Raw genomic sequence first — 19,113 nt, 5'->3', positions numbered from 1 at the left:
AAATTTGGTTCATCGCACTTTACCGGGAAACGCTGCTTTTATCTTAAGGAAGAAGTAGTCGTTGTCCCGGTAGCCATAGGCCATCCGTTTGATGACCTTAATCTTGTTGTTCATCCCTTCCAGGACGCTGGTATTCATCCGGTAGACAGCACTGGCGATAATACCTTCGACATAGCCTTTGAGGCGTCTGGCAAATTGCTGAACTGGTGCCAGCCCACTGCTCATTGCCAGATTCAACCAGTCCTGCCAGCGTTGCTTGGCTTCGTCCTCTGAAGGGGCGTACCAGAGCTCTTTGAGCTGGTCTTTCAGCACATACACTGTCATCAGAGGCTGGTTAGCCTGCAGCAACTCTTCGAGCTTCAGAGCTTGATCATCTTTGAGGTTGGTCCGATTTCTGAGCAATAGCCAGCGACTTCGCTTCACTACCTTTCGAGCGGGCTTGTCGTGTCGAAGCTGATTGGCCTGGTCGACCCGAACCCGATCAATCACTTCCCGTCCGAACTTGGCGACAACATGGAACAGGTCGTAAACCACGCGAGCGTTAGGGCAATGATGCTGAACTTCCAGATCCATGGCGGTATTCATGTCCATCGCCACAGCTTCGATCCGCGTGCACGCCTCAGCTCCTAACCATTCAAAGAAGGGACGCACAGCGGCTCGGCTACGCCCCTCTCCAACCCAGAGCACTTGCTGCGTGTCTGCATCAATCGCCACGGTGGCGTACCGGTGCCCCTTGAACAAGGCGAACTCATCCATGATCAATCGGCGAATTCGATGCCTGTCAGGCTCAGTCACTTCCCGCTTGAGACGTTGATGGTCGACGGCTTTGACCGTATGCCAGTGCAACCCCAACAGGGTTGCTACATGCTGAACTGGCATCAGGCGCACCAAGGACTCAATCCAATTGATCATGCCCGCTGTCAGGCGCTGTCGCCCTGGTAACCAGCGAATCTGTTCAAGTCTGGGACCACAGGATACACAGCGAACTCGACGGACAGGCACATCCAGCCAAACTCGATAATGAAACAGGTCGCGCTCTCGAACTCGTCGGGTACTAGTGTCGTGGATGGCAAGCGTGTGCTGGTTACAACCACTGCAGCAGGGTAGATGATCAGCGGCAGGTTGCAGTCGGATGAGCACGGAGTGGGCGTCAATCTGGACGTAGGATTCCATCGTGAATCCTTCCCAGAACAGATCAAGAAGATTAGCATTCATAGAGGCGGCGGTGGATTGGCTAATTTTGTTGTTTTGGCGAACTCAAAACTAACCGGTTTTACCGCCGTCTCCTACTTTTTCACGCTAACCCGCGATGAACCTTAAATTTCACGTAAGTACGCTGCAGCAATGCTTTATGCGAAAGTACGACATGAGTACTTTTTACAACGATAATTGAACAGGAGGTTCTGCATGAATATCATGCGCCCACTGGCCATTGCGGCCCTGACGACATCCCTTGCGACCCCCGCACTCGCCGAACGCGAGCAAACCATTTACCTGAACCCGTTTGCCGGCTTCCAGCTGTTTGACGACAAGCGCGACCTCAGTGAAACCGGCACCCTGGGCATTGGCGCGGAATTTCGCTTCCACCCCAACTGGGCCGTGGAAGGCGTCTATTCCAAGGCGGATGCCGATCGTAAGTACGTCAATGGCAGTAGCGACTTTGAAGAATATCGACTGGACGGCCTCTATTACTTTGCCGGCCAGGATGAAGCCTGGAATCCGTATGTCTCGGCTGGTGCCGGCCACGCGGACTTCGGCGACGATGTGCTGAGCTACCAGACAGCCGGTTCCAATCATGACGAAACCCGCGTCAACGTCGGGGCGGGCTTCCGTTACAACGTCAGTGACAGCGTTTCCATTCGCGCGGACCTGCGCGAGTTCCATGGCATTGACGAAAGCACCTTCGATACCCAGGCAACCCTTGGCCTGAGCTTTGCCTTCTCTCGCACCGTCGCGGACTCAAAGCCCTCACCACGCAAAGCCGCAGACAGCGACAACGATGGCGTGCCGGATAACCGCGATCAGTGCGCCGGAACACCTGCAGGTGTGAACGTTGACAGCAATGGTTGTGAGCGTGACAACGACGGTGACGGCGTCGCCAACAGCATGGACCAGTGCCCCAACACACCGGCGGGCGCCAGCGTCAACAGCCGTGGTTGTGAACTGGACAGCGACAACGATGGCGTGGTGAACAGCGCGGACCAGTGCCCCGGCACGACTGCAGGCGCAGACGTGGATGCCATGGGTTGTGAAGGCGTGACAGAAACCGTCGAAACCATCGAGCTGAACGTACAGTTCCCGACCAACAGTTCGGTGATCGGCAATGCCTTCGACAATGAAATTCGCCGCGTCGCCAATTTCATGCTCGAGTATCCGGAAACCAACGTGGAAATCGCCGGTCACAGTGACAGCATTGGCGAGGCGGAATACAACCGCTTCCTGTCCCAGCGCCGTGCCGAGGCAGTTGCCACCCGGCTGACCGATGCCCTGGGCATCAGTGAGGACCGTGTGAATGCCGTTGGTTACGGTGAGTCCGAGCCGGTTGCCAGTAACGAGACCGCTGCTGGCCGCGCGGAGAACCGTCGGGTTGAGGCTCGCATTCAGGTTCGCCGTTAAGCGTCGACGTTGATCCTGTACAGACATCCTGTGCAGATCAGCTCAACGAAAAGGCGCCTTCGGGCGCCTTTTTTATTGGCGGGCAGGCGCCCTTAATTTCATGCTCGCGAGAGAATGCCGTGAAGCGAATGTTGTTCGTCTTTATTCTCACATGGGGTATACCCGCTGCTGCGTGGCCCCAGGTTTACCGGTGCGATGCCGGTGGTGATACTCGCTTTTCGGACCAGCCCTGCGGGGAAGACTCCGAGGAAATCACCATCCGTGACAACCGGATTGGCGGCAATTTTGGCCAGAACCTCCCGCCGTCACCCAAGCGTGATGAAACAGTGGAAGAACCGGAAAAAAGCACACAGGAGGCGATCAGTGAAGACACCTGCCGCTTTATTAACTCCACCGACCTGCGGCGCTATCTGGTGCGGGAACAGGTGGTGAAAGGCATGACCAAAGAGCATGTTCTAGAAGCCTTTGGCCGACCTCCGGAAACCTACCCCACACCCCAGGAAACCTGGGTATACCAGACGAAATACTATGGCGCCCTTTATGAACTGACCTACGTGTATTTTCGGGACGGCTGCGTGGAAGATGTAGTGTACCGAAAGCCCTGAGCCATTTAGCAGTCCACAGACCTTTTTTCGGCGTCGATCAGCAGATTGCGGGGCGTCAGCTGGCGCTCGCAGAAGGTCCCCAGCCGAACGTCATACCCCTGTTCCTCAAGAAACATTGAATAATCCAGCACCACCCAAAGCTCCAGTGGCCGCCGAAACAGGTGGCGCACCAGCTCGTGGCGGCGCACTTCCTGCCGTCGCCGCTCGCCATAACGTTCCCAGACACCAAAGTCTGTGTCCCCGGGTAGTTCCAGCCCCCTATTGCCGGCTGCCCAGCGACAGAAGGTGGCAAAATCGCCGTTCGTCAGCCGCGTCGGGTGCGACGGCACCGGCAGGTAGGCATCCACGCCGCGAAGCTGCCGTTGAAGACCATCGAACCCGAGACGCCAACGACTGATCCTGCGGGTTTGCTCACGCACACGCTTCGGTGCGGTCACGGTTTCCCTGACGGCCAGTCGCAGCTCGTTGCGGGTCAGCTCCAAGCCATTTTTTGAAGCCCGGACGCGCCTGGAAAGAGGCTGGTAGTCCAACGCTTCCGTCAGGTGGTAGCAGCAAGGTGAAACGCTCACCCTTGGCAGGCCCTCGCCAGCCACCTTACGCATCAGCCTGCGATGAAGGTCACCACAAGCGTGAAGGGCAACACCGTGAGCGTCGGGCGGCATCGTCAGGTTCTCGGCCATGACATCCTGGCACTGCAGGGTAACCGCATCCCCGAACTTTCCGGCCAGGAGGTTGCCATCGTCCACCAGGGTCGCGTTCCATTCAAACCCGGTTACGTCACCCCCGCACAGGGGTGCCAGGGTTCTGGCCAGGTGGCCCTTGCCGCAACACCAGTCCAGTACGCTGTGCTTCAAGGGTTGGATAGCGCTTGCAAAGGCACCGGCCTGAAGCCGCTTACGCCCGGGCATATCCGTTGCCCGGACCTCAGGCAAGGTGTTCTGATCGGCGGATTCGATGGCAAGTGGCTGAATGTCGGTCAGCTCACCGAACTCCCGGAAAGAAGGCAGCTCCACGGCCACCCATTCAGCCAGCGCGACAGGATCATCGTCCCATTGCACACAGTCGCTGTCAGAGAGCCGGGCAACCCGGTCCGCCAATGCCGGCCAGTTCTTCGTCCAGGCCGGGCTCGGGTCAGCGAATGGCGCCGGTTGCCAGAACTCACGATGCTGCGCCAGCCAATCGTTCAAGCGCTGCCAGCGCCGATAAAAAGCGTCAGCGCGGTGATGTGAACTCGCCGCCGAAGGTAACGTCACTCGGAAAATCGCCCAGGCCGAAAAGCATCCAGGCACACCGACGGCGCCTCCCCATCAATCAACTGGGAAATCACCGAAGCGCTGCCCGCCGACAGGGTCCAGCCAAAGGTGCCGTGCCCGGTGTTGAGGAACAGGTTCTCCCGGGGGCCTCGACCGATGATGGCAGGACCGTCCGGAGTCATGGGGCGAAAACCGGTCCAGGTCTCGGCGGCCTCCAGATCGGCGCAACCGGGAAAACGGGATTCCACGGACTTTCGAATGGTCGCCAGCCGGGCTTCCGGAATGTCGCGGTTGAAGTCGTCCAATTCCACAAAGCCGGAGGCGCGTAGTCTCTCTCCCAGACGGGTCGAGACCACTTTGTAGTTGTCATCGTGGATGGTCGACACCGGCGCGCGGCCAGGGTCTTTCAAGGGCACCGTAAAGCTGTAGCCCTTCACCGGGTAGATCGGCAACTCAAGCCCCAGGGGACGGGTAAGATGCCCCGACCAGCAACCGGCACTGACAACCACAGCGTCTGCCTCAAGGGTTTCCGATGTGCCATCGTCCTTGCGGATGGTCACCCCCGTTACCCGCCGATCATCAGCCACCAAATGTTCGGTTTCCGTGTTGTAGCGGAACTGCACCCCCTTCGTTTCGCAGGCCTTGGCCAGTTCACGGGAGAACAGATGACAATCACCGGTGCCATCCGTGTCATAGCTCAGGGCGCCGTAGAGTGGGCCATCCCCGATCATGCCGGGCTCTGCTTCGCGAACCTGTTCAGGAGTGAGCAATCGGGAGGGGATACCCAGTTCGTCGAGCAACCGCTGGGTTTCGCGGTAGTTTTCCAGGGTTTCCGGGGTGCTGGCAAGGTGAAGCAGGCCCTGGTGGCCGCCGTCGAACGGCAGATCAAGCTCCTTTTCAAGGGCCAGGAAGCGTTCACGGCTATGAATACCAAGGCGTATCATGGCGCGCTTGTTCAGGCCAAACAGGCCAGGCGACCAGGCGTAGCGCAGCGTTGCGAACATAAACCGCAAGGTTTCCATGGATGGCGGCACCGACATTTTCAGCGGGCCGTCCTTCTTGAATAACCAGGGGATGGCCTTCAACACCATGGATGGGTCTGCCCATGGATAGACCACCCCGTAGGAGCGCTGGGCGGCGTTGCCTTTGCTGGTTTCATTCCCAGCCGCGCTGTGACGTTCCAGCACGGTTACCTGATGGCCCCGGCTTTGCAGCTCATACGCCGTGGTTACGCCAACCACGCCGGCACCAACAACAATGATGTGCATGCACTTCTCCCTATGACAGCAATGTAGGTCAACAATCGAACAAGCTGATAAACTACTGTGACAAAGTTCTCAGGATAGCAGCCAACGCTTTGGTTGCGATGGAGTGAAGTAACCGCCAATGAGCAAGAAACGTCGCGACATTCCCGTTTTCGATCAACCGATTATCGAAACCCACTGCCATCTGGATTACCTCAAGGATCGCCCCCTGGCGGAAACCCTGGCCGAAGCGCAGCGGGTCAATATCGAACGTGTGATCACCATCGCTGTGTCACCGGACAATCTGGCTACCGTGCGTGAACTGAGCCAAACAGCCCCCTGGGTGTATGGCACGCAAGGGGTACACCCCCACGATGCCGAACAGTATTCCGATGCCGCCGAGGCGGAAATCCGCGCGCACGCTGGCGACGACAAGATCGTGGCAGTGGGCGAAATTGGCCTGGACTACTTTTACGACAACGCAGACCGGGACGTTCAGCGTGACGTGTTCCGCCGCCAGTTGCAGATCGCCTGTGACACCGACCGGCCCGTGGTCATCCACAGCCGCGAGGCCGATGACGACACCATCGACATCCTGAAGGAGTTCGAAGGTACTCTTAAGCGCCGCGGCGTCATCCACAGTTTCACGTCAGGCCCGGGGCTGGCGCAATACGCATTGGACGAAGGCTGGTGCCTGGGCTTTAACGGCATCACCACCTTCAACAAAGCCGAAAACGTGCGTGACATTGTGCGTATGGCACCCATCGAGCAGATCCTGCTGGAGACGGATTCACCGTTCCTGACCCCGGTTCCCTATCGCGGCAAGGAAAATGCACCTTTCTACATACCATTTGTTGCCGAGAAAATCGCCGAGGTGAAACAACTACCGCTGGAGAACGTACTGGCTACAACCTATGACAACAGCCTGAGAACGTTCTTCCAGCCGCGATGATCAAACGCATCCCCGTCTCCGCGCTCAAGGTCGGCATGTACATCACCGACCTGAACAACGACTGGATTCCTCACAACACCCAGCGCCGTCGCGGCGTGATCAAAAAAGAGGACACCGTTGAAAAAATCCGCCGGATGGGGGTGGACTACGTCTACATCGATGTCTCCAAGGGCCTGGATTCCCAGGATTCGGAACCAGCCCACGAAGTCGATCGCCGCAACGAGTCCGCGCTGCAGCGCGCCGGCGAACAGACTCCCGGCGTTTTCAAACGGGTAGCAGTGGCCGAGGAAATGGTGTTCGCCCAGCAGGTGCACAACCAGGCTCAGGGGCTGGTCGGCAACCTGATGAACAGCGTGAAGCTTGAAGGGGCCATCGACATAGCCCCCATTCACCAACTGGCTGACGAGCTCCAGAGCTCTATCTTGCGCAACGCCAATGCCCTCAGTTGCCTGGGCCGTATCCGTGAGAAGGATAACTATCTGCTGGAGCATTCGGTCAATCTCAGCGTGCTGATGTCCCTGTTTGGCAACTACCGCAAGCTGCCTTCGGAGGCGCTACACCAAACCATTGTTGGTGCACTGCTCCATGACATCGGCAAAATCCTGACGCCGGACGACATTCTCCACAAGCCGGGACGGCTAACGCCAGAAGAGTTTGAGGTCATGAAAGCCCATGCGAGGCATTCGCGGGATATTCTCAAGGCAACAGAGGGTATTGGCGAACTGGCCATCGTTACTGCCGCAGAGCACCATGAGCGCCTGGACGGCAGTGGCTACCCCGAGGGTCTGAAAGGCGAGGAAATCTCCGTGTACGGTCGTATGGTGGCCATTACCGATGTGTACGACGCCATTACCTCAGACCGCGTCTATCACAAGGGCATGACCCCGACCCAGGGCCTGAAGAAACTGCTGGAGTGGAGCGGCAGCCATCTGGACGCCGCCCTGGTGAAAGAGTTTATTCGTTGTGTGAGGCTCTACCCCATTGGCTCACTAGTGCTTCTGGAAAGCGGCCGGCTCGGTGTCGTCATCGAGACCAACGACGAGGACCAGCGATTGCCCGTGCTGCGCGTGATGTATGACACCCGTTTTCGCATGCCCATCACCGTTGACACCCTGAACCTGGCGAAACCGGGTACCCAGGACCGGATTCTGCGTTCCGTGGACCCGGAAGACTACAAGATCGACGTCAGAAAGTTCCTGCTCTGAAACATCACCCTCCCATGGACAGGAACACGGCCATCAGGATGGGAGACAGGAACGACAGGATAAACCCCGACGCAATCGCCACGGGCACGCAGTCCAGGCCGCCACTGCTGCGAATCACAGGCAGGGTGAAGTCCATGGCAGTCGCCCCCCCATAGCCGATGGCCATGGCCGGTCGCTGGCCAATTAACAGCGGAATAATCGCAAGCGCAATAATCTCCCGGATCACATCATTGAGAAAGGCGACACCGCCCCAGGACGGCCCCAGGGCATCGCCAATCACAATACCGGACAGGGAATACCAGCCAAACCCGGACGCCAGTGCCAACGACTCATGCCAGGCGGCGTCCAGCAAAGGCACCATTGCGAAACCAGCGAGCAGAGAGCTCCCGGCCAGCGCTAACGCAATGCCCAACCCCTGTCGGTTGAGCAGCAGCCGACGAAGGGACAGGCCGGCATTGCGCAGTTGCAGGCCAATCAGAAACAGCAGCAACATTAGCGACCAGGTCGCCACGTCTTCGGCCATGGGCATATCCGGCAGCCAGTAGAAACCGGCCAAACCACCCACCACAACCGCCAACAGTGGCTTCAACCCCGCCAGGAAAAGGCGACGATAGCCACGAGGCTGGTCCACATGATCCTCCCGCGCTGCCATCGGCTGCCAACGGTGAAACAGCCACAGCCCCGCCATGTTGGCCACAAACAGTACCACCACGAGCACGGCAACCTGGGACGCCATATTGGCCAACTGGCCACCAACGCCTTCCATCTGCCCGAGGCTCAGCCCCAAGAGTGCCAGGATAAAGTACACCAGCCCTTCAACGCCGTAGTGAATGGCCGTCATCAGATGGCGGTTCTCAAGTGCCAGGGCAAAACCCAGGAAAAGCGGTGCCAGGATCAGCAGTGCGCCGGTCAGCATGAAGTCCTCGAAAAAAGTGTATTGGGGAGGAGAAGATCAGCCGATAGGTTCGTACTGATCGGGATCAAAATGAAACTTGCCTGCACTGGCATCGCGATCGGTTCGAATGGTGCGCGCTAGGCGCTGGGCCATCACCGACCAGACCACATAGTCGTTGGGTTGGGGCTGGTAATCCTGCCCCATCAGCGCGCCCGCAACACTGCGCAACACCGCTTCCGCCTGGGAAATGGAACGATAGGGGCCCTGGCAGCGATGTTTTTCTGGTTGGCCGTCCACCGAACCACTGAGTGCCACCAACGCCCAGATGTCCTCACCGACGGGTTTGATGAACAATTCAACCCGGCGCTGTTCCCGGACCATAACCAATGCCCGTAGCGGGCCACGCCCATGAAAGTAATGCAGTTTCACGGCCTTATTCCAGGAGTTTCAGTGAAGTACATGCCCGGACCTGTCCTGCACCAGCACCCAGGGCGCAATCACCACTGCCCAGAGTTCCGTGTTCTCGTCATACCAGTGGCGGGCAAGATCCGGAGCGACATCGCCCACTTTGTTATCGGCCAACCAACGCTCAAACTGGGCCTTGTTGTCCGCTGACAGTTCTGCCGCCACATCCAGCAGGTCCAGTTCCGGGACCACTTTCACGACATGACCACGGGCATAATACACCTGCAGGTCATGCCAATTAATCCGGGACGTTTCCAGATTCAGCTTGTGTTTCAGTTCCTCTGGCGATTCTTTCGCAACCATGTTCACACCTTGGACGTCCATATTTCACGTATCTGATCGGCAAGAGTCATGGGGTCGAACGGTTTGGGTATCACGTCAACCGCTCCCAATTCCCTGTAGAACGCCACCTCTTCAGTTTGCACCTTAGCGGTCATGAACACCACAGGTGTCGCGCTCAATGCCGGAATTTCCCGTAACGCCTGAAACGTAGTCGGGCCATCCATACCCGGCATCATAACATCCAGCAGGATCAGTTCGGGGTCAAAATCCGGACCCTCAACAAGCGCCTCCTGACCGGAGCTGCAGCTCTTTACTGAAAACCCCCCAACGGTTTCCAGTGCCAGCTCCGCCACGGCCCTGATGTCGGCATCGTCCTCCACATAAAGAATTCGCTGAAGCTCTCCGACCGGGCTAGCCATCGTCTGTACCTCTCTCATGGTTATCCACCCCCAGTCTGCGCAGCAAGCGCAAACATTCCTCGCCCTGATTCTGCCCATCCGCTATCAAGGCGGAGGCACGCATAACCAGTTTTGAATCGCTCGTGGCATCACGCGGCAGAAAATGAACTGCGCCAATCAGCTCTCTCAACTGCAAAGGCAGATGCCACTGCACTTTGAGACGATTCCCATAACTCTGAGCCCAGGCCGTTAACCCGCTTTCAATCTGTTCATCAGAAACCTGGCCTTTGCGATCCAGGCATTGCTGCATCACCTTGAGCACCGCCAGTTCGCCGACCCGGCTGAGCAGGGCCGCCGTGTGCACATCGGATTGATCGATTCCGATACGTAACGCAATTCGTACGGCTTCCTGGGCTACCTTCTCGGCGGTTTCGAGAAAGACAGTCGCTCTTTCCGCCAAACGGGTATCGCGCAACTGGCCGCATATATCCAGCGACATGGCCATCGCGTGCCGCAAGGCCATATCCACACCCATGGTGGCAATCCCGTCACGCAGACTGCGGACCGGCTCACCGGTTTTCTGGAACGAGGCGCTGTTGGCCACGTCAAGCAGACGGGTTGTCAACGCAACCTCGCCATGCCACCGCTCCGCGAGCTGCGATGGGGAGATATCCTGTTTTCGCGCCATCAATTCGAGAACCCGAGCCGTATCAATGGCGGAGGGCAGCTGAATAACGGACTCCACCGACGTCTGCAGCAGGTGCTCCAGATCAGGTTGAGACTCCCGATCAAAGTCTGCCGGGTCCACCAGTGCTGTCAGCCTTTCGTGCACCATCTCCACACTGAACGGTTTGCTGATATAGCCATTGATGCCGTAGCGTGCGGCTTTCAGAACCGAATCCCTGTCAGCCCGGCCGGAGATCATGACAATGGCGGTCTTGCTGCTCTTCTCACGGGCAGCGCGAATAACCTCAAGGCCCGAGCCATCCGGCAGATTCCAGTCGATGATCATCAGGTCAGAGCCGTGTTGGGACCAATGTGCCAGAGCCCCCCTGACCGACGCCGTTACGAAAATATCAATACCCGGGTAAAGCCCGCCGACCACCGTTTCCAGCAGATCCGCCAGCAATGTGTCATCTTCCAGAATAAGTGCCTTCATAACGTTATGCTTCATCCCTGATGGAAAATCGTCACGCCGTTACGGCCCCCTTTCTTTCGCTCATAAAGGGCCTGATCCGCTGCGTTGAGCGCATCGCTACCGGACTCAAAAGCATCCAGCGCGGCAATACCCACGCTGAGGGTAACCGACAGGCTAGCACCATCATTGTTGAACGACAGGTCAGAGAATGCCTCGCAGATCTGAGTCATCACCGACCGCCCTTCCTGTATCGAGCACTCCGGCAAAACCACCACAAACTCCTCCCCGCCATACCGGCCGATCATGTCGGTGGAACGCAATCGTTGCCTGAGGAGGCTGGCAAGTGCCTTAATGACAATATCGCCCATTCTGTGCCCGTACTGATCATTCACTTTCTTGAAATGATCCAGGTCCAGCATGGCGACAACCGAGGACTGCGACAGTCGCTTGCAGCGGGCCTGTTCCTTATCAATTTCCTGCTTTATATACGAATGTTTCAACAGGCCCGTAAGGCTGTCCCGTATCAGCAGCTCGTTCAGTTGGCGGGCGCGATAGCAGCGGATCTGGGCGGCGCGTACAAGATAGCTGTCGGACACGGGCTTGGTCAGGAACTCATCCGCCCCTTTTGCCATGGCTTCGAGCTGAACCTGCTTATCCTGCTCGGACGACAGGTAGATGATCGGCAGGCTTACCCATTCGGGATCAAAACGAACCAGCTTTGCCACCGTCGGCCCGGAGTAATCTCCCATGCGAACGTCCAGCAGCATTATGTCAGGTGAGAATTCCGAGAGTTCCGACAACACCGTCTCGGGATTACTGATGGCGCGGACATTAAAGCCCGCTCCTTCCAGCACCGCCCGGTAGTGCCCAGCAAGATCTTCATCGTCATCCAGAATCAGGATTTTCCCGGAAACCGTCCGGCTCTGCTCACTGACCAAACGCTCGATGCTTTCCGTCAGTACGGTTGCATCAACCGGTTCCGTAATAAGTGCATCTGCCCCGGCATCCGCCAGGGCATACCGGTTTCGGAAATCATCCCTGCGTCCGATACAAATGAGCGGTGGTTTCAGTAAGCTGGCGCTCCCTGTCTTCTTATCGAGCGCCGCGGACACCTCAGAAAGCGCGTCCTCACCGGTCACCACAAGGGTCACTCCCGACATTCCGCTAAGGGAGAGGGTGGAGACCGCCTGTCGCGATATCGAAAAACCGTAATTTGAGAGTGCGTACTCCAGAAAAACCTGCGAACCTTCCGATAATCCACACAGGACAACCTGAATATCTGCGGCCGTCAGACTGTAATGATCATTTAAGTGCTCAGGATCGTTGGTACTGCGGGTTGTCGACACCGACGTTTCATCCAACAAAGAACGCAAGTGCCCTGCCTGCGTCAGGGTATCGATAACCTGTGGAGTTTCCTCGCCGGGAACCTCTGGGTCACCGTCGGCTTGCACCGGGTATTTTTCCACCAATGGCTTAAGGCGTTGTTCCAGCCTTCGTGCCTCCGCCCCCAATACCGCATACCCGAAGGTTCCGGCAGAACCGGCCAGACGATGAAGCAGTTGGTAGGCCGACATCACATCTTCACGCCGCAGTCGCTGCCCCTGAGCCCCCCCGGTTACCCTCGCAGCGACTTCGCTCAACTGATCGAGTTCCCCCTCCGCCTTACCACGGAAGCTGAGTCGCAATTGTGCGAGTTTATCCGCGATATCCGCTTTTGGATCTTTTCCCATAAAAGGTCTGAGGCCTCGATTTTTTACTAATATAACCGGTTCAACTAGGCTAATCTTCTTTCATCACAGAACATTATCCGGAAAAACGCAACAGAGAGGCACTTCATTGCGATCAGGCAAATCGCTCTCCCTTAGTAGTCGCGTAGCGATCATTATTGGCGGAGGCAGTCTAGTAACCGTCCTGGCCATTATTGCGATCGCCTATCAGGCCCTGGTACAGGACTTTGAAGACCTGCTCACCCATCGCCAGATTCTCGAAGCTGCAAGAACATCGGAGCAGGTCGACCAGAAGCTTCAGCTTCGACTAAATTCTCTGTCAGCGTTCGCCTCACAATTTGCCGACGACGACCTTCCGGACCAGTCTGCCTTGGAGATAGCACTGAATCGCCAAACGGCAATCCAGGATCTGTTTCCGGCGGCGCTTCTCATTTTCGATGAGAACGGATGTGCCGTGGCAGAAAATGTCTACGTCCCAAATCGTATTGGCACCTGCTATCTGGATCGCCCTCACTTCCAGGAAGCCTTGAAGAAACGAAGGCCTATTGTCAGCAAGCCTATTATCGGGCGAACCACTGGCAGGCCCCTGCTCTCCTTTCTGGCACCCATCGAAACGGATGAAGGGGACTTGCTTGGATTCGCAGGCGGCACCCTGGATCTGGGCAAGACCACTCTATTACCCGAAAAACGCAACATGGGTTTGTATGGATCCCAGGGTATCGAGAAAATCATCGACACGGAAAACTTTCTGTACGTGGATTCCGGCAAGGGCTCCCAGAACATCGAACCCCTGCCGCCTCCTGGCGCAGATGCGCTGACAGACGCAGCGCTATCCGGCATCACGTTCGGACAGGTCAACGGCCAGGATGGTCAGCCCCTGATATACGCCACCAATCACCTGCAACGGCTGGGGTGGGTCTTCGTCCGTGCTGTTCCCTATGATCAGGCAACAACACCCGCCCGACAATCCTTTCTCCAGTTCTTCAGCATCAGCCTGCTGATCACACTGGTGATCGCCGCGTTAAGCTACCTGCTGGTCAAGAGCACCATGTCGCCACTGGACCGAATGACGACGAGTATAAAGCACATGGCTGAACAACCGGATTCTGCCATGCGGTTGGGCGAGTCCGGCATTCCGGAGGTCAGCAACCTGGCCGTGGCCTTCAATCGACTTCTGGAGGAACGTGACGGCCTGGACAGGCTCAAAGATCATTTCATGTCCTCGGTCAGCCACGAACTTCGTACGCCCCTGACGTCACTGACTGGCGCTCTGAAGCTGCTCTCTTCCGGCACCACCGGACCACTCAGCGAAAAAAGCCAGAGCATGGCAAACCTCGCCCTGAGAAATGGCGAGCGCCTGCAACTGCTGGTGTCGGATTTGCTCGACTTCAACAAACTGTCCGATGGCAGTCTCAAAGTGCGAATTCAAAGCGAAGCGATCCAACCGATACTTTACGGCACCGTTGAGGACAACAACACTATGGCTACTGAACATCATGTCCGGTTGATGTCAGACAGCGGTGAGCTACCACATATACTCTGTGACAAGCACCGGCTGAGGCAGATTCTGGACAACTACGTCAGCAACGCCATCAAGTTCTCGCCCAAAAACGGAGTGGTCAGGATAAAAGCCCGGCTCCACTCACCGGAATACGTGAGAGTCACCGTTAGTGATCAGGGCTCTGGAGTACCGGATTCTTTTGCCGACAGCGTGTTCAAACGATTCGCACAGGCCGAAACCGGCACCACCCGTTCGGTAAAGGGTACGGGGCTGGGGCTTGCCATTTGTGCCGAACTGGCAACGCTGATGCATGCAGAGGTTGGCTACTACAATGATCAGGGCGCGCATTTCTGGGTCGATATGCCCACATCCGGATCCGGTGAGGCATTGTCGACCGTCGCTGATGAGGAAACAGACTCGTGATAGCACCCGAAAGCCCATTGAATGAGGCGGTACGGCTTCTCGCGCTGAAGCGAACTCACCTGCTCGATACGTCACCAGAGGAGCGATTTGATCGCTTTACTCGCATGGCCAAACTGGCCTTCGACGTCCCCATTGCCCTGGTGTCACTGGTCGACGAAAAACGGCAATGGTTCAAATCCTGTCAGGGGCTGGAGGCCAGGGAGACCCCCAGGGACATCTCTTTCTGCGGCCACGCCATCCTCAGTGATCGTCTGTTCATTGTCGAGGACACCCACGAGGATTCGAGATTTGCCGATAACCCGCTCGTTACCGGCCCGCCAAACATTCGCTTCTACGCCGGTGCTCAACTCCGCAGCCATGAAGGTTATCGCCTGGGCACTCTCTGCATCATAGACACCCGGCCACGATCGCTCGACGGCGATCAACGCATGCTTTTGGAAGAGCTGGCCCGATGTGTCGATGAAGAGATCAATGACTTCGAAGCGAGTAAATCCCGCCAGGAACAACTCGAGAAGACCCGGATTCTGAGTGCACTGAACAACCTGACGGTGGACGCCTCCGCGCCCCTGGAACAAAAAATAGACATGGCCCTGGATCTGGGGCGCCAACACCTTGAACTGGAAACCGGCATCGTCAGCGAAATCACCACCGATGTCTATACGATTCGCTGGTTCAGAGCGCCGGATGACTCTCCACTGGAAGCCGGCCTGTCACTACCGGTGGAACAAACCTATTGTGCACTGATGCTCGCAAAAGGCGACCATCTGGCGATCAGCCATATGGGCGACTCGCGCTATCGCCATCAGTCGTGCTATGCCCAAATGGGCCTCGAGAGCTATATTGCGGCACCCATAGAGTTTGATGGCAAGCTCTTCGGCACGCTTAATTTTTCCTCGGTATCGCCAAGATCCAGACCGTTCACGGATCTGGATCGCCTGTTTATCGTGTGGCTGGCACAGTGGATGGCAGCCCTTCTCCAGCAACATTCCCATGAGGATACGCTGCGAAAGCTGTCCGAAAACGTGCCTGGAATGCTTTATCAGTATCAGGTACTCCAGGATGGTGAGTCGAGGTTCCTCTACAGCAGCGACGGCATACGTGATATTTACGGCGTTTCTCCGGAGACTGTTATAGAGGATGCCAGCATTGCCTTTGATGCCATACACCCCGACGACATTGAATATGTAGCCGCTTCCATCGACCGTTCCCAGGAGGCACTGGCGGTTTGGGAGTCCGAGTTTCGGGTCAGAGCTCCGGATGGGAACTGGATTTGGGTCGAGGGCCGGGCCACGCCGGAACGGCGCCCGGACGGTAGCGTCATCTGGCATGGGTTTCTCGCCAACGTCGATGAAAAGAAGCGCTCGCAGCTTGCACTCGCGGAACGAGAGCAACTGCTGCGTACCTTATTCGAACTGTCACCGATTGGCATTCTTCTGACCAGTTTCAGAAGCGGACAGAACTTTGATGTTAACGCGGCACTGTTGGAGTACAGCGGTTACTCACACGCCGAGTTCCTGGCACTGAACTACTGGGACGTCACTCCCGAGGACTACGCCGAGCAAACGCAGCAGGCCATCACTGATTTGAAAGAACACGGGCGGTTCGGCCCCGTGGAGCAGGAGTTTATCCGCAAGGATGGCACCCGGTTCCCGATGCTCTTCCAGGGCGTTCTGGTGGAGCGTGCCGACAACGAACCACTGGTGTGGTCGCTGGTTGAGGATATATCAGAGCGCCGCAAGGTTGACCGAATGAAAAACGAGTTCATCTCCACCGTGAGCCATGAACTACGAACCCCCCTGACGTCCATATCAGGCTCCCTTGGGTTGATCGCGGGCGGGGTTTTTGGCCATCTACCTGAAAAAGTCAAAGCCATGGTGGCTATCGCAGCCCGCAACAGCGACCAACTAAAGCATCTGATTGATGATCTGCTGGATATGGAAAAGCTGGTCTCCGGAAAAATGGAACTGCGGATGCACAGCGAGAACATCAGCGCGATCATTCAGGACAGCCTGGATCGAACATCAACCTACGCGGTTGATCGGCAAATCTCACTTCGGTTCGAAAATCACCATCCCTGGGTCAAAGCCGCTATCGATGCCCGGCGCCTGGGCCAGGCACTCGACAACCTGCTGTCCAACGCCATCAAGTTTTCTCCGCCGGAGGCCGAGGTTGTCATACTGACACACCTTCATGACGGCCTTTTTCGCATCGAAGTCACGGACTATGGCACAGGCATACCGGAAGCCTTCCGAGCCAGGATATTCGAAAAGTTCGCCCAGGCTGACAGCTCCGATACCCGAGGCCGTGGCGGTACGGGCCTCGGGCTGGCCATTACCCGGGAGATCATGTCGCAAATGGGCGGCGGCGTGGGGTTCAAATCCACCGAGGGATACGGCTCGACGTTCTGGCTGGACATCAAACCCGATGAGAGTGACAAACCCGATGAGAGTGACGAGTAATCGATAGTGGCGGCACAAACGCGGGCTAACGTGTTTCATCGTTTGATCTGGGCTTCAAGGCTGGGCGTTCTGCTGTTGGTCATTGTAGTCGCGGTTTCCCTTGATGCATCCAGCTCTTCCAGCCACCGCAACGATGTCCGTCAGCAGTGGCAGGAAAAAACGGATGAGATAAGCCTCAAGCTGCAAAGTGCCATACTGCAGAACATCCAGACCGTGTGGGGACTGGCCGCCAACGTCGCGATACAACCCGATATCGACGGCCAACGCTTCCGGGAACTGGCCTCGGTCATCTTCAGCCTGGCACCGGAACTCCGAAACATCGGACTGGCTCCGGATTTCGTGATTCGCCATGTCTACCCACTGGCCGGCAATGAGGCTGCGATCGGTCTCGACCTGACCGCACAGAGCTTGTCGCAAGATCAGATCGAGATGCTGCTCAACACCCGTCGCGTGGTGTTCACCGGCCCTATTGATCTGGTTCAGGGCGGGCAGGGGCTGGCGGGGCGTGTTCCCATATTCGAACAGGCCTCGGGCGATTTCTGGGGGGTTATTTCAGTGATACTGGACCTTCAGAAACTGTACTCGTCGATAGGGCTGGATACGTTGCAAGACGACTTCAATGTAGCGATCTCGTCGTCGGCCGACGTTAATGACACTCAGTCGGTTTTTTTCTCCACACGCCCCTTTCAATGGGAAGATCCAGTCACCAGCACGATTCGCATGAGAGGCGCTACCTGGGTGGTGTTTGCCGAACCAGTCGGGGGCTGGCCAAACCACCCCAGTCAGCCCTGGATATTTCGTGGCAGCCTGTTCGCGATGCTGGTCATTGTCAGCGGTGCTGTTTTCTGGCTCACCAGCCTGATGTCACGGGATCGCGAAATGCAGCGGCGGCTCTGGGGACTCTTCGAACTGGCCCCCATGGGCATCGGGCTGTTCAGTGTCACCTCCAATCGACTGCTCCGGGCAAACCCAACGTTCGAAAACCAGTTTGGCAGATCCGTCCAGTCACTGGATTTCTTCGACCAACCGCTTGATGTCCATGGAGAGCCGCTGGCCAACAGGCCCGGGGTTCAGGAAACCCTTCGGGAACATGCCAGACTCAGCGGCCTCGAAGGCTACTTCATGACGCCAGGGCAGGAACTGGCCCCCGTCATGCTCCACGGGCTGCAACTGGACGATTACGGCAACGAACCCGTTGTCTGGCTGATCACCGAGGACATTTCAGAGCGGAAGAAAGTCGACCACCTGAAGAACGAGTTCATTTCCACTGTCAGCCACGAGCTTCGCACCCCACTGACCTCGATTTCCGGCTCCCTCGGGCTACTGGCCAACAATGCCGTCGGCGAGCTGCCGGAGAAGGCCTCGAAACTGGCGCACATCGCCTATCGGAACAGCCAACAGCTTACGTTCCTGATCAACGACTTACTCGATATAGAAAAGCTTGTGGCCGGCAAAATGCCCTTCCGTAGCGAACACCATGTTCTGCAAAATCTTGTTCACGAGAGTGTTGAAAACATCGCAACCTTTGCCCAACAGCGAGACATTCATCTTCAGGTGGCTGAACTGCCAGCCGTGACAGTTCATGTGGATCGTCAGCGCCTGAACCAGGCCATCACCAACCTGTTGTCCAACGCCATCAAGTTTTCTCCGGCAGGGTCCTCCGTCGACATTTTCGCCAGCCAGCGCGGAGAGTCGGTTCGGCTGTGTATCAGAGACCATGGTGAGGGCGTCGCCCCGCATTTTCGGGAGCATATTTTTAAGAAGTTCTCACAAGCTGATTCGTCGGACCGAAGAGCCAGTGGCGGAACCGGGCTCGGTCTGGCCATCACACGGGAGCTGATGGCGCGCATGAAGGGCACGGTGGACTATGAATCCGTTCCGGGCGAGGGGGCTACGTTCTGGCTGGAACTGCCAGTGGCGGGGTAATGGGTAACTGAGTATTGAGAGGCC

At 57.2% G+C, this 19,113-nt stretch carries 17 protein-coding genes; 8 read left to right on the top strand and 9 right to left on the bottom strand.

The features are described 5' to 3' along the window. Positions 1 to 9 precede the first annotated feature (9 nt). The gene (locus SIC19_RS11905; RefSeq protein WP_127400823.1) at positions 10 to 1,173 is read right to left on the bottom strand and encodes an ISL3 family transposase; all 1,164 of its coding nucleotides are present in this window, start codon (positions 1,171 to 1,173) and stop codon (positions 10 to 12) included. Between SIC19_RS11905 and SIC19_RS11900 the strand changes: the two genes are divergently transcribed. From SIC19_RS11900 to SIC19_RS11890, 3 genes are all read left to right on the top strand, one after another. Next, positions 1,108 to 1,320: a hypothetical protein gene (locus SIC19_RS11900; RefSeq protein ID WP_185906501.1), complete on the top strand. Its 213-nt coding sequence runs from the start codon at positions 1,108 to 1,110 to the stop codon at positions 1,318 to 1,320. The two genes, SIC19_RS11905 and SIC19_RS11900, sit on opposite strands and share 66 nt — an antisense overlap. 87 nt (positions 1,321 to 1,407) lie before the next feature. Beyond that, entirely contained in the window at positions 1,408 to 2,616 is a 1,209-nt protein-coding gene (locus SIC19_RS11895; protein ID WP_041332481.1) for an OmpA family protein, read from the top strand. 128 nt (positions 2,617 to 2,744) lie between these two features. Further along, positions 2,745 to 3,221, top strand: a complete 477-nt coding sequence (locus SIC19_RS11890) for a DUF4124 domain-containing protein (RefSeq protein WP_075195634.1) — start codon at positions 2,745 to 2,747, stop codon at positions 3,219 to 3,221. A gap of 5 nt (positions 3,222 to 3,226) precedes the next feature. On the opposite strand, the gene SIC19_RS11885 is transcribed toward SIC19_RS11890, so the two are convergent. Together SIC19_RS11885 and SIC19_RS11880 are read right to left on the bottom strand one after the other, a co-directional pair. Beyond that, on the bottom strand, positions 3,227 to 4,408 hold the full coding sequence (locus SIC19_RS11885; protein WP_323808213.1) for a methyltransferase: 1,182 nt from the start codon (positions 4,406 to 4,408) through the stop codon (positions 3,227 to 3,229). A 62-nt stretch (positions 4,409 to 4,470) separates the two neighbouring features. Continuing rightward, positions 4,471 to 5,742, bottom strand: coding sequence for a D-amino acid dehydrogenase (locus SIC19_RS11880; protein ID WP_075195632.1), 1,272 nt, complete (start codon positions 5,740 to 5,742; stop codon positions 4,471 to 4,473). A gap of 118 nt (positions 5,743 to 5,860) precedes the next feature. On the opposite strand from SIC19_RS11880, the gene SIC19_RS11875 reads away from it, so the two are divergent. Both SIC19_RS11875 and SIC19_RS11870 read left to right on the top strand, forming a co-directional pair. Next, positions 5,861 to 6,670, top strand: coding sequence for a TatD family hydrolase (locus tag SIC19_RS11875; protein ID WP_036211116.1), 810 nt, complete (start codon positions 5,861 to 5,863; stop codon positions 6,668 to 6,670). After that, complete coding sequence (locus SIC19_RS11870) at positions 6,667 to 7,875, top strand: HD-GYP domain-containing protein (RefSeq protein ID WP_127401931.1); 1,209 nt, start codon at positions 6,667 to 6,669, stop codon at positions 7,873 to 7,875. The genes SIC19_RS11875 and SIC19_RS11870 overlap by 4 nt, the downstream gene beginning before the upstream one ends. A 4-nt stretch (positions 7,876 to 7,879) precedes the next feature. On the opposite strand, the gene SIC19_RS11865 is transcribed toward SIC19_RS11870, so the two are convergent. Genes SIC19_RS11865 through SIC19_RS11840 form a run of 6 tightly spaced genes read right to left on the bottom strand, consistent with a single transcriptional unit; the run spans position 7,880 to position 12,783 of the window. Beyond that, positions 7,880 to 8,791 carry a lysine exporter LysO family protein gene (locus tag SIC19_RS11865; RefSeq protein WP_041332476.1) on the bottom strand — a complete coding sequence of 304 codons (912 nt, stop codon included), beginning with the start codon at positions 8,789 to 8,791 and terminating at the stop codon, positions 7,880 to 7,882. 36 nt (positions 8,792 to 8,827) lie between these two features. Continuing rightward, the gene (locus SIC19_RS11860; protein WP_036211122.1) at positions 8,828 to 9,199 is read right to left on the bottom strand and encodes a hypothetical protein; all 372 of its coding nucleotides are present in this window, start codon (positions 9,197 to 9,199) and stop codon (positions 8,828 to 8,830) included. An 18-nt stretch (positions 9,200 to 9,217) separates the two neighbouring features. Further along, positions 9,218 to 9,538 (bottom strand): DUF2288 domain-containing protein, encoded by a 321-nt coding sequence (locus SIC19_RS11855; RefSeq protein ID WP_036211125.1) that lies wholly within the window; start codon positions 9,536 to 9,538, stop codon positions 9,218 to 9,220. A 2-nt stretch (positions 9,539 to 9,540) separates the two neighbouring features. Continuing rightward, on the bottom strand, positions 9,541 to 9,936 hold the full coding sequence (locus SIC19_RS11850) for a response regulator (protein WP_075195631.1): 396 nt from the start codon (positions 9,934 to 9,936) through the stop codon (positions 9,541 to 9,543). Next, on the bottom strand, positions 9,929 to 11,074 hold the full coding sequence (locus tag SIC19_RS11845) for a response regulator (RefSeq protein ID WP_075195648.1): 1,146 nt from the start codon (positions 11,072 to 11,074) through the stop codon (positions 9,929 to 9,931). Before SIC19_RS11845 ends, SIC19_RS11850 begins: the two co-directional genes overlap by 8 nt. Before the next feature lie 11 nt (positions 11,075 to 11,085). Beyond that, a complete protein-coding gene (locus SIC19_RS11840) occupies positions 11,086 to 12,783 on the bottom strand; it encodes a diguanylate cyclase (protein WP_075195630.1) in 1,698 nt (565 codons plus the stop codon). Between the two features lie 106 nt (positions 12,784 to 12,889). On the opposite strand from SIC19_RS11840, the gene SIC19_RS11835 reads away from it, so the two are divergent. Genes SIC19_RS11835 through SIC19_RS11825 form a run of 3 tightly spaced genes read left to right on the top strand, consistent with a single transcriptional unit; the run spans position 12,890 to position 19,089 of the window. Continuing rightward, complete coding sequence (locus tag SIC19_RS11835) at positions 12,890 to 14,704, top strand: ATP-binding protein (RefSeq protein ID WP_075195629.1); 1,815 nt, start codon at positions 12,890 to 12,892, stop codon at positions 14,702 to 14,704. Then, entirely contained in the window at positions 14,701 to 17,163 is a 2,463-nt protein-coding gene (locus SIC19_RS11830; RefSeq protein ID WP_075195628.1) for a PAS domain S-box protein, read from the top strand. The genes SIC19_RS11835 and SIC19_RS11830 overlap by 4 nt, the downstream gene beginning before the upstream one ends. Positions 17,164 to 17,169: 6 nt before the next feature. Beyond that, a complete protein-coding gene (locus SIC19_RS11825; RefSeq protein WP_075195627.1) occupies positions 17,170 to 19,089 on the top strand; it encodes an ATP-binding protein in 1,920 nt (639 codons plus the stop codon). The last annotated feature ends 24 nt before the right edge of the window (positions 19,090 to 19,113 follow it).

Source organism: Marinobacter sp. MIT930201, assembly GCF_047122665.1.
Taxonomy (GTDB): Bacteria; Pseudomonadota; Gammaproteobacteria; order Pseudomonadales; family Oleiphilaceae; genus Marinobacter; species Marinobacter salarius.
This window is presented reverse-complemented; position numbering and strand designations above follow the sequence as displayed.

What these genes read in the sequence shown, in the direction of transcription:
- SIC19_RS11900 (WP_185906501.1), top strand. Translation starts at nt 1,108, where the DNA reads ATGATCAGCGGCAGGTTGCAGTCGGATGAGCACGGAGTGGGCGTCAAT.
- SIC19_RS11905 (WP_127400823.1), bottom strand. Translation starts at nt 1,173, where the DNA reads ATGGAATCCTACGTCCAGATTGACGCCCACTCCGTGCTCATCCGACTG.
- SIC19_RS11895 (WP_041332481.1), top strand. Translation starts at nt 1,408, where the DNA reads ATGAATATCATGCGCCCACTGGCCATTGCGGCCCTGACGACATCCCTT.
- SIC19_RS11890 (WP_075195634.1), top strand. Translation starts at nt 2,745, where the DNA reads ATGTTGTTCGTCTTTATTCTCACATGGGGTATACCCGCTGCTGCGTGG.
- SIC19_RS11880 (WP_075195632.1), bottom strand. Translation starts at nt 5,742, where the DNA reads ATGCACATCATTGTTGTTGGTGCCGGCGTGGTTGGCGTAACCACGGCG.
- SIC19_RS11875 (WP_036211116.1), top strand. Translation starts at nt 5,861, where the DNA reads ATGAGCAAGAAACGTCGCGACATTCCCGTTTTCGATCAACCGATTATC.
- SIC19_RS11870 (WP_127401931.1), top strand. Translation starts at nt 6,667, where the DNA reads ATGATCAAACGCATCCCCGTCTCCGCGCTCAAGGTCGGCATGTACATC.
- SIC19_RS11865 (WP_041332476.1), bottom strand. Translation starts at nt 8,791, where the DNA reads ATGCTGACCGGCGCACTGCTGATCCTGGCACCGCTTTTCCTGGGTTTT.
- SIC19_RS11855 (WP_036211125.1), bottom strand. Translation starts at nt 9,538, where the DNA reads ATGGTTGCGAAAGAATCGCCAGAGGAACTGAAACACAAGCTGAATCTG.
- SIC19_RS11850 (WP_075195631.1), bottom strand. Translation starts at nt 9,936, where the DNA reads ATGGCTAGCCCGGTCGGAGAGCTTCAGCGAATTCTTTATGTGGAGGAC.
- SIC19_RS11845 (WP_075195648.1), bottom strand. Translation starts at nt 11,074, where the DNA reads ATGAAGGCACTTATTCTGGAAGATGACACATTGCTGGCGGATCTGCTG.
- SIC19_RS11840 (WP_075195630.1), bottom strand. Translation starts at nt 12,783, where the DNA reads ATGGGAAAAGATCCAAAAGCGGATATCGCGGATAAACTCGCACAATTG.